General features: G+C 64.5%; 11 protein-coding genes. 5 read left to right on the top strand and 6 right to left on the bottom strand.

Translation table 11 applies throughout. From position 1 onward, the window contains the following. Positions 1 to 69 precede the first annotated feature (69 nt). Positions 70 to 1149 carry a FecR family protein gene (locus tag AC3WJR_RS16400; RefSeq protein ID WP_492726234.1) on the bottom strand — a complete coding sequence of 360 codons (1080 nt, stop codon included), beginning with the start codon at positions 1147 to 1149 and terminating at the stop codon, positions 70 to 72. Continuing rightward, positions 1146 to 1643: a sigma-70 family RNA polymerase sigma factor gene (locus AC3WJR_RS16395; protein ID WP_492726232.1), complete on the bottom strand. Its 498-nt coding sequence runs from the start codon at positions 1641 to 1643 to the stop codon at positions 1146 to 1148. Before AC3WJR_RS16395 ends, AC3WJR_RS16400 begins: the two co-directional genes overlap by 4 nt. Before the next feature lie 97 nt (positions 1644 to 1740). On the opposite strand from AC3WJR_RS16395, the gene treF reads away from it, so the two are divergent. Continuing rightward, on the top strand, positions 1741 to 3510 hold the full coding sequence (gene treF / locus AC3WJR_RS16390; protein ID WP_492726230.1) for an alpha,alpha-trehalase TreF: 1770 nt from the start codon (positions 1741 to 1743) through the stop codon (positions 3508 to 3510). 9 nt (positions 3511 to 3519) lie between these two features. Here treF and AC3WJR_RS16385 read toward each other — a convergent pair whose 3' ends face one another. The 3 genes from AC3WJR_RS16385 to AC3WJR_RS16375 form a co-directional block, all read right to left on the bottom strand. Continuing rightward, positions 3520 to 4998, bottom strand: coding sequence for a chemotaxis protein CheW (locus AC3WJR_RS16385; RefSeq protein ID WP_492726228.1), 1479 nt, complete (start codon positions 4996 to 4998; stop codon positions 3520 to 3522). Beyond that, positions 4988 to 7753, bottom strand: a complete 2766-nt coding sequence (locus AC3WJR_RS16380; protein WP_492726226.1) for a methyl-accepting chemotaxis protein — start codon at positions 7751 to 7753, stop codon at positions 4988 to 4990. Before AC3WJR_RS16380 ends, AC3WJR_RS16385 begins: the two co-directional genes overlap by 11 nt. 109 nt (positions 7754 to 7862) lie before the next feature. After that, on the bottom strand, positions 7863 to 8186 hold the full coding sequence (locus AC3WJR_RS16375) for an STAS/SEC14 domain-containing protein (RefSeq protein WP_492726224.1): 324 nt from the start codon (positions 8184 to 8186) through the stop codon (positions 7863 to 7865). 301 nt (positions 8187 to 8487) lie between these two features. Between AC3WJR_RS16375 and AC3WJR_RS16370 the strand changes: the two genes are divergently transcribed. The 3 genes from AC3WJR_RS16370 to AC3WJR_RS16360 all read left to right on the top strand — a co-directional run bounded on the left by AC3WJR_RS16370 (position 8488) and on the right by AC3WJR_RS16360 (position 12097). Beyond that, positions 8488 to 10677, top strand: coding sequence for an ATP-binding protein (locus AC3WJR_RS16370; protein WP_492726222.1), 2190 nt, complete (start codon positions 8488 to 8490; stop codon positions 10675 to 10677). Positions 10678 to 10970: 293 nt separating this feature from the next. Continuing rightward, positions 10971 to 11699, top strand: coding sequence for a CE1 family esterase (locus AC3WJR_RS16365; protein ID WP_492726220.1), 729 nt, complete (start codon positions 10971 to 10973; stop codon positions 11697 to 11699). A 77-nt stretch (positions 11700 to 11776) separates the two neighbouring features. Next, complete coding sequence (locus tag AC3WJR_RS16360; protein WP_354283356.1) at positions 11777 to 12097, top strand: HNH endonuclease; 321 nt, start codon at positions 11777 to 11779, stop codon at positions 12095 to 12097. Positions 12098 to 12130: 33 nt separating this feature from the next. On the opposite strand, the gene AC3WJR_RS16355 is transcribed toward AC3WJR_RS16360, so the two are convergent. Continuing rightward, positions 12131 to 13192 carry an SDR family oxidoreductase gene (locus AC3WJR_RS16355; RefSeq protein WP_492726218.1) on the bottom strand — a complete coding sequence of 354 codons (1062 nt, stop codon included), beginning with the start codon at positions 13190 to 13192 and terminating at the stop codon, positions 12131 to 12133. 92 nt (positions 13193 to 13284) lie between these two features. Here AC3WJR_RS16355 and AC3WJR_RS16350 point away from each other — a divergent pair, with 92 nt between their 5' ends. Next, complete coding sequence (locus AC3WJR_RS16350) at positions 13285 to 13665, top strand: winged helix-turn-helix transcriptional regulator (protein WP_492726216.1); 381 nt, start codon at positions 13285 to 13287, stop codon at positions 13663 to 13665. Positions 13666 to 13818 lie beyond the last annotated feature (153 nt).

Genomic DNA, 13818 nt, shown 5'->3' with positions numbered 1-13818 from the left:
ACGCCCCTCTTGTTTTGTTACAGAGGTATGACGCGGGACTGGGCATAATGCTCAGGCAGGTATTATATTTTAATTTACTTTTCTCGAATTGGTTCCATTTTGGCCGGCACTGGCATCGATTTTTTTCGCGGCACTGAGGAGTAGGCGCTCCCCGTCGTTGCGGACGCGGACCGGAAAGACGGTCGCGACGGCACGCGCGAAAGCATCCACGTCGCCTGCGTTGAACACTCCGCTCACGCGAATGCCGGTAACGTCCGACGCGACGTCGATCCGCTTGCCGACGCTGTAGCGGTTCACCCGCTCCGCGGCGACACCGAGCGGTTCGTTAGCGAAGAACAATTGCCCGGCTTCCCATCCGACATCGGCGGCACTCGCCCGCAACGCCCCCAGCGCGCGCCCATTCGTCAGGATCAGTTCGTGCCCCGGTGTAAGCGCCTGCTCGGCGGGCTCCGTCGTCTTGCCGACGTGCGCCAGCTGAACCGCATGCCCGTGCGGCACCGTCCGCAAGATCGCGACCCGCCCCTCCACCAAGGCGACACGCACTTCGTTCGCGAGTTTCTCGACCGTGAATTCCGTCCCGGTCGCAACCACGACGTGCGTGCCACTGGTCACCGCGAACGGCCGCAGCGGATCCTTGGCGACCTTGAAGGCAGCGCGCCCCCGATCGAGCGTCAGATCGCGGCGATTGCGATGGAAACGAACCGACACCGCACTGTCCGCATCCAGCGACAGGGTCGACCCATCGGCCAGCGCCACCACCCGACGTTCGCCGATCCCGGTCGTGTAATAGGTCATCGGGTCCCGCAGCAAGAACACCACGTTGATCGCGAGAACCAGCATCGCCGCCACCGCTATCCCGACCCAGGGCATACGACGCGGCCAAGTCCAGCCGCGCCGACCCGCCTGTTCCATCGCCGTCAGCGCCGCATGCCGCAGCGAAAGCATCTCGGGGGCATGCGCATCGTCCTCGATCCCGTCCCACAAGGCCGTGATCGCATCGAGCCGGTGCCGCCGCGCGGGATCGGCCGCAAGCCACGCGCGCAGGTCCTCCTGCTCGCGTTCGTTGGCCAGGCCTTCGTTGAGGCGCAGGCACCACAGCACCGCGTCATCGTCGAGGGTCGAGCGCTCCCGCTTCCAGTCGAGCGTCATTGCGGCATACCCAGTTCCTTGAGCAACAGTCGCATCGCGCTGGCGATATGCTTTTCCACTGCACTGACCGATATCCCGAACGCGTCCGCGATCGGTTTGCGCTGCATGCCTTCGAGCCGGTAGAGAATGAAGATATTTCGGGTCCGTTCTGGCAAGGTATTGAGGACGGCAGCAACCCGACCGACGTTTTCGCGACCCGATAATGTGCGTTCCGCGTCGATCCGATCGATCTCTCGGTCATCCGCGAGTTCGGCAATCCGTCGATAGCGACCACGAACGGTCTCACGACGATAATGGTCCCGGACAAGATTCGCCGCGATCTGAAAGACATACGCTTCCGGATTGGCGCTATCCCGCGCGGGATTGGCGGCGAGGCGACAGAACAGATCCTGCGTGAGATCCTCCGCCAGCGCAGGGTCTCGCAGCCGCCGCGTAAAGAACGCGATCAATGCCGGACGCAACCGCCGGGACAGTGCCCGCAGGTCTTCAGACATCGCATTGGATCGCATACGTTCCGTCGCCATCTACCCAAGACGCGCGGGCGGTCGAAAGCCTCAGCCGCGGCGGATCGATCTGTTCGGGGTTCGCGTCGTGGGACGCCATGATCAATCCGCTCCGTCGCTGACCGCGACCCTGCCGGACGGAACCTGCCAGTTCAACCGCCCGCGCCCATGTCCGGGCTTCATGCTGTCGCAAAACGCGTATAACATCAATTGCATGCGGCGCTTTGTCTACACGATCCTCCTCCTGCTCGCAGGCGTGTCGACGTCGCTGGCGGCCAGCGCACGGGTGGCACAACCGGCGGAAAGTCGGGCACCCCCGGCTGCTACGCCCTCCCCTGCAGACTTGTTCGGCGAGCTGTTCGTCCGGGTTCAGACGCTGCGACTGTTCCCCGATGGCAAGACCTTCGCCGATGCGGTACCACGCCGCGCCCCTGCCGCGATCATGGCCGCCTATCGCCGCGAACGGCCCCTGGACGCAGCTTCCCTGCGTCGCTTCGTGCTGCGGGAATTCGCGCTGCCCAAGTCACGCGCCACCGTGACGATCCCGCCGCTGCCGGTGCGCGAGCATATTGCGGCACTGTGGCCGCAGCTGATGCGTCCGCCGTTGGCACCATCGCCTTATGCATCCGCGCTGGCGTTACCGCACCGCTATGTCGTCCCGGGCGGACGGTTTCGCGAGATCTATTATTGGGACAGCTATTTCACGATGCTCGGGCTGGTCCGCGATGGGCACACCGCCGACGCGACCGCGATGGTCGACAATTTCGCGGACATGGTGCGGCGCTACGGCCATGTCCCCAACGGCAGCCGCAGCTATTATCTGTCGCGCTCGCAACCGCCGTTCCTGTATTTGATGGTCGGGCTGCTGTCCGAGGACAAGCCGACTGCCTATGCGCGCTATCTCGACGCTTTGCGGACCGAACACCGTTTCTGGATGCAGGGCGCCGCGACGCTCCGGCCCGGTTCGGCAACTGCGCATGTCGTACGGCTTGCCGACGGTGCGGTGCTCAATCGCTATTGGGATGCGCGCGATACGCCGCGCGAGGAATCCTATGCTGAGGATGTCGCGCTTGCGGCAAGGACCGGGCGATCCCCGCGGACGGTATACCGCGACATCCGCGCCGCCGCCGAAAGCGGATGGGATTTCAGCTCGCGCTGGTTCGCCGACGGCAGGACCTTCGCCACGATCCGGACGACAGCGCTTGCCCCGGTGGATCTCAACAGCCTGTTATTCGGGCTGGAACAGGCGATCGCGCAGGGCTGTGCGCGGCGGCGCGACGCCGTCTGCGCACGGGATTTCGACCGACAGGCCAAGGCACGCGCCGCCGCCATCGCAACGCATCTGTGGGACCCCGCGGCGAGCGCCTATCAGGACCTGGACTGGCGCACCGGGCGGCGCACCGGGCAACTGACCGCCGCCACGCTGATGCCGTTGTTCGTCGGCACGGCCAGTCGCGATCAGGCGAAAGCCGTGGCGACAACGGTTACCGCGCGCCTGCTTCGGCGCGGTGGGATCGCGACCACGACCGTTGCGACCCCGCAGCAATGGGACGAACCCAACGGCTGGGCACCGCTCCAGTGGATCGCAGTGGCGGGGCTGGATCGCTACGACCAGCGTGCGCTGGCGGATACGATCGCGGCACGATGGGTCGCGACCGTATCGGGGGTGTTCGCCTGCACCGGTCGGCTGGTCGAGAAATACGATGTCGATACCGGCGGCGCGGGTGGTGGCGGCGAATATCCGGTGCAGGACGGGTTCGGCTGGACCAATGGCGTCACCCGTGCGCTGCTCGACCGCGCGCCACCCGTCGCTACGCGCTGCACCAGCGGTGCGGATCGCGCAGGCCCCAGATCATGAGGGGGATCATCAAGACGGTGGGGGCGTGCACAAGCTCCTGACGAGACTGCGTAAGTCGACGATCGAACAGGCCCCCTCCGGCGTGCGGATCGTCGCGGCGACGCGGCCCACGGCCTTGGCCGACCCGGCATCGCGCAACCGTTGCACCGCCGATCGCTCGACCGCGCACAGTTCGTCGACCATGAACCCCGCTTGATTGCCGTCCGCCGAAGCCAGCACGGTGAAAGCTCCGATTGCCGCTTCGTCTGAAAATCCGAGCGCCAGGTTCAGGTCGATCAACGGCACCGCACGACCGCGGTGGACGATGAAGTCAGCGATCGCCTGCTGGTGATCGACCAGCCCGCTGCCGGTCGGCTTGGTTGCGATGATTTCCTCGACCTGCTCCATCGGCAACGCCAGGCGCTGCTGGCCGAGCCGCACCAGCAGGAACGCCTCGAGCGTCGCGCGGCGTTCGCCGGTCGCCGCGGACTGGACGTCGTCCCGGCCACACAGCCGACCGATCATGCCGAGGCGCACGTCCGCCCGCACTGCTTGCGGATCGAGCAGCAAGGTCGGCGCGGCCACGCCGTATAACCCCGCGAACAGGCCGTAATTTCCGACCATGAACTGTTGCAGCGGCTTGATCTCGTCGGGCCGGACCCGGAGCATGTCGTCGACCGCGTCGATCTGCAGCCCAACCCGGTGCCCGCACGGCAACCGCACGATCACCGCGGCAACGCGTTCGGTGCGGCGCCCCGCCCCCAGTCCCAGGAAACGCAAGGTATCGATCACCGGAACGCGGTGCCCGTTGTGCATCAGCGACCCGAGCCACAATTCGTCCTCGATCGGGCTGGGCACGATGCGTTGCTCGGGTACCGACGCTTCAATGGCATGTGCCGCCAGCCCGAGCCGTACGCCGCCCGCCGTAAACAGCAGCGTCGGCAAGCCGCTCGTGACGCCCGCTTCCCGCGCTGCCACCAGCGATCGTTCCACCGCGAACGGGATCGCCTCCAGCGCGGCCAGCGCCTCGACGTCGAGCACCATGCCGCGCATGTCGCCCTGGACGAACGCCGCCTGGAGCAGTTTCGGCGAACCGCCGTCCCCGCCGATATCCAGATAGGTCAGGTCCGCGGGGTCGAGCGACAGGACGCCGACGATCGATTCGATGATCATGCCGATCACGCGACCGGCATGACGTAACACCAGGATGACGGGGCAGGCCGCAGTGTCGCCGGTGCGGAAAAGACCGGCCGGATCGAGCACGGGCACGAGCGCCCCGCGCAAGTCGATCGCGCCGACGATATCGGCGCGCGTCCCGGGGAATGGCAACAGTGCCGCCGGGCGCGGGACGACCTCGCGGATCGCCGCAATCGGAACCGCGACGGTCAGCGCACGAACGACCACCGCGCCGTACAGACCAGCCGGCGCGGTCCGCCGTTCGGCCGCTTCGGGCTGCGCAAGCGCGAGCGCTTCAGGGGCGTCCGCCAGCGTATCGGCCTCATGCAGCACGCTCGGTCGCCTTCGACAGCGTCTGGATCAGATCGACAACCTTTGCGGACGCATCGTCCTGGACGGTGGTCGATTTGGCGATCGCGTCGATCGCGTCGCCGGTCTTGTGGACCGAACCGACGATTCCGGCGAACGCGCTGGTCGCTTCCTTGGAGCGTTCGGTGCCCTTGAGGATCCGCTCGAGCGATTCATCGACGAGGCGGTTGATCTCTCGCGCCGCGGTCGAGCTGCGTTCGGCAAGCTTGCGGACCTCGCCGGCGACGACTGAGAAGCCCACGCCATGGTCTCCTGCGCGTGCAGCTTCGATTTCGGCATTGAAAGCGAGCAGATTGGTCTGCCCCGCGATCTCACCAATCACCGACACGATCTCCGCGATACCAGAGGCCGATTTCTGAATCAGGTCGATCGCTTCGATCGCACCCATCAGTGCGGTATGCCCCACCTCGGCATCGTGGCGGGTATGGCCGGCAAGTTCGGTTGCAGTCTCGGTCGCCTGGGTGATCGCGTTGATCGATTGCATCAGCGCGCCGACATGCCCCGTCATCCCCTTGGAACACGACTCGATCTGCTGCTCGAGCTGGACCTGATCGGTCACGTCCGTCGCATATTTGATGACGCGGATCGGATTGCCGCGCAGATCGAACACCGGGTTGTACGTCGCCTGAATCCACACATCGCGGCCGTACTTGCCGATGCGGTGGAACCGCCCCGAATGAACCTCGCCCTTGTTAAGCTTGAGCCAGAAGTCGCGATATTCGAGGCTGCGGATATAGTCGGGCGAACAGAACATCGAATGATGCTGCCCGGTGATCTCGCGCAGCGAATATCCCGTGGTCCGCAGGAAATTCTCGTTGGCGCAGAGCACGTTTCCATCGAGATCGAATTCGATCACCGCCTGCGCGCGATTGATCGCGTCGACCTTTGCCTGATGATCGTTGGCGGCGAGCTTCTGCTGAGTCACGTCGACCGCGAACTTGACGACCTTGATCGGCTTGCCGTTGAGATCGAAGATCGGATTATACGTCGCCTGAATCCAGATTTCGGAGCCCGTCTTGGTCAACCGCTTGTATTCGCCGGCATCATATTCGCCGCGACCGAGCTTTTCCCAGAAATTGGCATAGGCTTCCGACTGGGTGGTGGCGGTGTCGCAGAACACCCGATGGTGCCGCCCGCGGATCTCATCGAGGGTATAGCCGGTCAGCGCCAGGAAGTTGGCGTTGGCATCGAGGATCGTCCCGTCCATCGCGAATTCGATGATGCCCTGTGCCCGGTCGATCGCGCGCGCGCGGCCTTCGAATTCGACGTCCCGGCGCTTTTGGTCGGTGATGTCATAAGCGAACTTGACGATCTTGCGCGGATTGCCCTCGATATCGAGGATCGGATTATAGGTTGCCCGAATCCACACCTCGCGCCCGCCAATGGCAATGCGCTTGAACACGTTGCTGACGAATTCACCGTTCCGCAGACGCGCCCACAGATCGGCATATTCGGGGGATGCGGCGTAGCCCGCATCGCAGAACATCCGGTGCGGCTGGCCGATCACTGCCTCACGGTCATACCCCATCACCGCCAGGAAATTGGCGTTGGCATCGATCACCTTGCCCGACAGGTCGAATTCGACGACAGCCTGCGCGCGATCGATCGCCGCGGCCCGCCCCGCCGCCTCGACCATCGCAAGCCGCTGTTCGGTCACGTCCGTCGCGACCTTTACGACGCCGATCGGATGACCGTCGGCCGCCAGGATCGGGTTGTACGACGCCTGGATCCAGACTTCGCTGCCGTCCTTGCAGATCCGCTTATATTCCCCCTGGTCGATTTCCCCGTTGCCGAGCTTTTGCCAGAACTGTCGGTACGCCGGGCTCTGCGCATAGTCGCGCTCGCAGAAGATGCGGTGATGTTCCCCCAGGATCTCGTCGATCGTATAACCCATTAGCGACAGGAAATTGTCGTTGGCGGAGACGACGCGGCCGGAAAGATCGAACTCGATCAACGCGAAGGCGCGGTTGATCGCGGTCATCCGCCCCTGATTATCGACCGCCACCTGATGATCCGCGGTGATGTCATAGGCGTAGCTCAGCACTGAAAGCAGATGCCCGGCTTCATCGAAGGTCGGCACGAAGATTTCGCGGACCCACACCGGATGCGTGACATCGGCGGTATAGCGACGAATGACGGTATCGGGTTCACCCCGCGCGAACCGGTTCCAATAGGTCGCGGGATCACGCTGTCCGCGTTCCTCGACGGTCCATAGCGCATCGAAGGGACGTCCGACCAGCGTATCGCGCGCAAGCCCGGTCAGCGCAAAGAAGCGCGCATTGCCATCGAGCAGAATACCTTCGGGCGAATATTGGCAGATCGCCAGTGCCCCGTTGATCGCGTCGAAGCGATGCCGCAGCAACGCGATCTCGGGCGTGTCGTCCCCGCGGACGAACCCCATGAAGACGCGCTTGCCCGTCGCCTCGGACAGCGTGCCGATCCTACCCTGGATATGGAGATGACGCCCGTGCTCGTCGGCGACCACGCCTTCGATCGCAACCGCCACCTTGGCCTCGGCGTCGCTCGCGGCGGTGTCGACATGGTGCGGGAAGACCGTGGCGAAGGTGATCGGCCGCTCGAACGGCGCGAGCACGGCGTTGGCCGTTGCGTTTGCTTCAATCAGCACACCGTCGCTGTCGAAACTGATCACGACCATGTCTTCGGCAAGCACGGCTGCCGCCCGTGCACTCAATTCGACCACCACCCCTTCGACCGACATTCGACCCTCCGCAAAGCTTCGCTGCCATTATAGCAGCGGCGGGGCGGTGCCCGGTCGCAGGGTCCCGTCGGAATTTATGCGGAGGCGGGTCGGGTCGGCGTGGCGTTGGCTATGCCTGGAACAACCACGCCTCTGCCGCGGCGGGATCGGGAAAATACGCTGCGTCGTGGCGCGCGGTCAGCCGCTTGATCTGCATCCGCGCGAGCGTGGCACCGACGACATACGCCAGGCGACGCGATCGCGCTGCCGGATGCGCGAGCATATCGGCAAACGCTGCAACCGCCTCCTGCGACTGGATCTGGACGCCGCGTGTGTCGCACAGCGTGACATGCGCCTCCCCGCGCAGGAATGGCCGCAACCTGCCAATTTCGCTCGCAACGGCGCTTTGGAAACCAGCGACGTCATCGGGGGTAAAGAACCCTGCGATCGTCATATGCAGGAGCTTCCGAGCGGGGTCGGACGTGACGGACCATGTTGCCTTTCGCATACCGCCGTATCGCCGATTTTCTGTTAAAATGCCGTATCCTTGACCTGCGCGAAGCTCCACGGAATGCACCGGCATCGTGCCGTAGTGGGACTGCGACGGTGGTTTTCGCTTGAGGCGAGTGATAAAGGTCGTTGCAGTGCATCTTCGCCGAGCGTCGTTGGTTGAGGGAGCCCAATTCAACCCTCAATCATATGCGGAGCCTTCAAGAATGCACGGCGTGCCGGGATTCCTCCATAGTGGAGATCGCATGGCGGCGTTGATCGCAGCGCATGACTGGGCCGAGACGCCGCTCGGCCCGCTGGAGAGCTGGCCCCCACATCTCCAGGTCGCTACAGGGATCCTTCTGCAGTCTCCGCTACCGCTTGCGTTGATGTGGGGCGAAGACGGTATCCTGTTGTATAACGCGCGATACGCATTGATTGCGGGACGCAGCCATCCCGCAATCCTGGGCCGGGGGGTCAGGGACGCATGGCCGGAAGCCGCCGCGTTCAACGGCAATGTGCTGGAGCAATGTCTGGCGGGTCGCGCCCTGACCTTTTCGCGGCAGGAAATCACGCTGTTTCGGAACGACGCGCCCGAGCAGGTCTTCTTCGACCTGAGCTACGCCCCCGTGATGGCTCCCGACGGACATCCCGCGGGCGTGCTCGCCACGGTGATCGAAGTGACGTCCGCCGTAGCGATGGAACAGAGCCTGATTGCGGAAACGCAGACGCTCGAAACCCTCAACCGTACAGGTGCCGCGCTGGCGGCCGAACTCGACCAGGAACCGCTGGTACAGATGGTCACGGATGCGGGGGTCGAACTGACCGGCGCGCGTTTCGGTGCCTATTTCCACAACCTGATGGATGAGACCGGCGAACGTCTGCATCTCTACACGTTGTCGGGCGCGTCCCGCGGGGACTTTGAGAAACTGGGTCGTCCGCGGTCGACCGCGGTGTTCGGGCCGACGTTCCGTAACGAAGGGGTGTTCCGCTCGGACGATATTCTCGCCGACCCGCGCTACGGTCGCAACGCGCCGCACAACGGGATGCCGCTTGGGCATCTTCCGGTGCGCAGCTATCTTGCAGCACCGGTCGTCTCGCGATCGGGCGAAGTGCTTGGCGGGTTGCTGTTCGGGCATCCCGCCCCCGGTCGCTTTACCGAACGGCACGAGCGGCTGCTGAGCGGAATTGCGGCGCAGGCAGCCATCGCGATCGACAATGCACGGCTGTTCGCGGCGGTGCAGGACGTCAACAGCACGCTCGAACGCCGCGTCGCCGAGCGCACCGAGGAATTGACCCGCGCGCATGATGCGCTGCGTCAGGCACAGAAGATGGAAACGCTTGGTCAGCTGACCGGGGGGATCGCGCACGACTTCAACAATCTGCTGACCGTCATCCGCGGATCGACCGAATTGCTGCGCCGACCGGGACTCAACGAGAGCCGACGCGACCGCTATATCGACGCGATCGCCGAGACATCGGACCGCGCGGCGAACCTGACCAGCCAGTTGCTCGCGTTCGCGCGGCGGTCGTCGCTGACGCCCGAGATCTTCGACGTGGGCGCGACGATCCGCGGGCTCAACGACATGATGGAAATGCTGGCGGGGGCGCTGATCGCGGTCGACCTGCACTCGCCGTCCGTGCCGTGCTTCACCAACGCCGATGTCAGCCAGTTCGAAACCGCGATCGTCAACATGGCGGTCAATGCACGCGATGCGATGCAGCAGGAAGGCCGGCTGACGATTACGGTGGAGCCTAGCGACCGTATTCCTGCGATCCGCGGTCATGAGGAACGGATCGGCGATTGGGTCGCGATCGCGATCACCGATACCGGTACCGGGATCGCCCCCGATCTGCTCGACCGAATTTTTGAGCCTTTCTATACGTCCAAGGGCGTTGGGCACGGAACGGGCCTGGGGCTTTCGCAGGTGTTCGGGTTCGCCAAGCAATCGGGCGGCGAGGTGGTGGTGACAAGCGAACTGGGCCGGGGGGCGGCGTTCACGCTGTTCCTGCCGCGCGAACATGACGTGGCCCTAGTGGAGGCTGCCGAGGTACCGATCCAGCGCGAGGCCGCTACATCGCTGAGTATTCTGGTCGTCGAGGACAACCCCGAAGTCGGCGACTTTGCGGTCGCGGCGTTGCGGGATCTTGGCCATCGAATCGTGCTGGCGCGCAATGCCCGCGATGCGCTCGATCGCCTGGCGCAACCGGTCGAAGCGTTCGATGTCGTTTTCTCGGACGTGATGATGCCCGGCATGAACGGCATAGAGCTCGCGCACGAGATCCGGCGGAACGACCCGGCAATGCCGATCATCCTGACCAGCGGTTATAGCGAGATCCTGTCCAAGGAGGGTGCCGGCGAGTTCGAGTTGTTGCGTAAACCCTATTCGATCGACGCGCTCAGCAAGGCCTTTCGCCGCGTGACGACATCCGGTGGCGCGGTAGTGAGCGTCTGACCGGCATACGGCGACCGGGGTTGGAACTACACCATTCACAGGCCGAACCCCGCATCAGCGCGTGATCCAGCTTACGGCGACGACAAGCGAAGGGCGTTACGGTGCGGCGATCATCCCCGGTGCTAGGCATACGCATCCTGGCGGCATAAGCTTGCATCATGCTTTTGCTCCGCCTTGTGCTCGCCCTCTGTGCCTGTTTCAGTGCCAGTGCCGCCTTCGCCCAGTGTCGCATCGATGCTCTCGATGCCCTGCCTGAGCGTGGGGTGATCCACTTGGGCAGCAAAGTCGGCCCCATGCCGCTCGTCATTCTGCTGCATGGCAGCACGGGCACCGGCGCGGAGATGCTGCGCGAAAGCGGTCTTGCCGCAACTGCCGATGCGCATAGTTTTGTCATCGTCTCTCCCAATGGCGGGATCACCGCGGGGCAAGGCTATGTATGGAACATCCCCGGTGTGCCGACCGTCACCGGCGCACTGCCAGGCAAGGACGCGCGCGATGATGTGGCCTATCTCACCGGACTGATCGACCGGCTGGCGGCGACCGGCTGCGTCGATGTCAAACGTGTCTACGCAACCGGATTGTCGGGCGGAGGGCGGATGACGTCGTTGCTCGGGTGCGTTGTCCCACGCCGCTTCGCCGCGATCGCCCCGGTCGTCGGTTTGCGCGCCGGACGCCCGCTCGCGGCAGACCGTTCGCGGGCCGATCCTGCGAGCTGCCGCCCCACCACGCCGCTACCCGTGCTGGCGTTTTCGGGCGATGCCGACACGACCAACCCGATCACCGGGGGCGGCGCACCCTATTGGCAGTATCCTCAAACCGTCGCCCTGCAGCGGTGGGCGGCGTTGAACCACTGTAGCGAACCGTATGCGCGCAATCTCGGGGCCGAGGTGTATGAACAGGGCTATGCCCGCTGCGACGGCGATGTGACCGTCGCCGCGCGCGTAAAGCGCGGCGGCAAACACAGCTGGTCGGTCGTCGACAACGAAGCGATGTGGGCGTTCCTGTCCCGGCATACACGCTGATTTCAAACGTTGGGTAATGGCTTGGCAGTGCAATCCCGCGTCACCATCTTTGGTCGATGGGTGGACGTGTAAAGCGGATGATCGGGCTGAAACAGGCCGAAGCTTTAGCGATTGCCGCCACTGACCCCGAACGCTGCGCGCTCTGCGACCGCGCGCTGGGCCGAAAAGTCGAATGGCATCACCGTATCCCCAAGAGCCGCGGCGGTACCGAGGTCGTGCCGGTGCATCCGATTTGCCATCGGATCATCCACGCCTGTGTGTCGAACCGCGACCTCGCCGCGGATTTCGCGGATTTGGATGTCCTGAAGACGCGCCCGGACATCGGGCGTTTCCTGCGCTGGATCGCTGACAAGCCGCCGGATTTCCATGCCCCCACGCGGCGACCGGATCTTCGGTAGGCACGCGCGGGGGTGAGAACGGCAGGCCCAGCCTTACGGGATCAGACGATCGGCGCGCAGCCGCTCGAACAGCGCGAAGAACGCGTCGTCGGTCGGCTGATAGGCGGTAAAGCCCAAGCGGCGGCTCTTGCCCATGTCCGTCACCACTTCGATCGGTCGGCCAAGGTCCGCATCGGTGTGCCACGGCGACGCGAGACGATCGAGGTCGGACTCGACCAGCCCCTCGCGCGCGGCGATCTCCCGCCACAAGCCCGCATCGTCCGCCATCTGCTGTTCGAGCGGCCGCACGGTGCCGTCGAACGGCGCTGCCTCGATACCGAACCAGTCGGCGATCCGCGCCCACATCCACTGCCACCGGAAGACGTCGCCGTTGACGATGTTGAACGCCTCGTCATGCGCCGCCTCGGTTTCGGTCGCCCACAGCAACTGCCGGGCGAGCTGCCCCGCGTCGGTCATGTCGGTCAGCCCGGACCATTGCGCCGCCGATCCGGGGAAGGTGAACGGACGCCCCGTTTCCCGACACAGGGTCGCATAGACCGCGAGCGTCGTCCCCATGTTCATCGCATTGCCAACCGCTAGCCCGATCACCGTATGCGGGCGATGCACGCCCCAGGTGAAACCGTCGCGCGCGGCGGCGGCGAACACTTCGTCCTCCTGCGCATAATAGAAGTTCTCGACGTCGAGCCGCCCCTGCTCCTCGCGGAACGGCGTTTGCGGCAGCGCGCCCTTGCCATACGCTTCGAACGGCCCGAGATAGTGCTTGAGTCCCGTGACGAGCGCGACGTGGCGCGGCCCCTTTGGCTTGGGCAGACCGTCGAGCAGGTTGCGCACCATTGCCGAATTGACGCGGATGTTCTCCGCCTCGCTGTCCTGCCGCAGCCACGTGGTGATGAACACCGCATCCGGATCGAGATCGCGCAGCGCCGTCGCTGTTGCATCCGCATCAAGCAGATCCGCAGGGACCGGTTGCACGCCCGCCTGGTTCACCGGGCGTCTCGCCAGCCCGTGTACGGTCCAGCCTTGTTCGACTAGCAAGCGCGCCGTGGCGCTGCCAACGATCCCGCTCGCGCCCACTACCAATGCCGTCTTCGCCATACATATCTCCTGTGTTCGGACAAAGCTAGGCAGCGATGGCCTGTGCTTCTAGACGGCACCATTCACGTCCCCAGGCACCAGGAGGTAACCACATGCAACCGGGAACGCCCGACGCGGATTGGCGCGAGGATTGTGCGCCGCGGCGCGTGCTGGAACTTTTCGCGACCAAGTGGACCAGCATGGTGCTTCACACGCTCCACGCGCGGCACGGCGGCGTGGCACGCACCGGAGTGTTGCAGCGCAGCCTGCCGGGGATTTCTAAGAAGATGCTGACGCAGACCGTTCGCGACCTCGAAGCCAGCGGTTTGCTAAGCCGACACGTGCAAAGCACGTTACCACCAATGGTCGAATACCGTCTGACCGATCTGGGGCAGCGTTTCGTAGAGCCGATTGAGTTGCTCTATAGCTGGGGTCGCGACAATGCCGACGCACTCGATCAATTGCAGCCCCGCGCGAGCTCGCGGCGTGTCTAACGCAGTGTGACGACTGAGAAGACCGTATATTTCTCGGTATCCAGCACAAACGACAACGCCGCCCGTGAGGGCGGCGTTGTCGTTTAGCGTTTGGTTGCGGGGACAGGATTTGAACCTGTGACCTTCAGGTTATGAGCCTGACGAGCTACCGGG

This window comes from Sphingomonas sp. FW306-05-A (assembly GCF_058782275.1).
The sequence above is the reverse complement of the archived record's forward strand: the minus strand, read 5'-3'. Positions and strand labels throughout refer to the sequence as shown.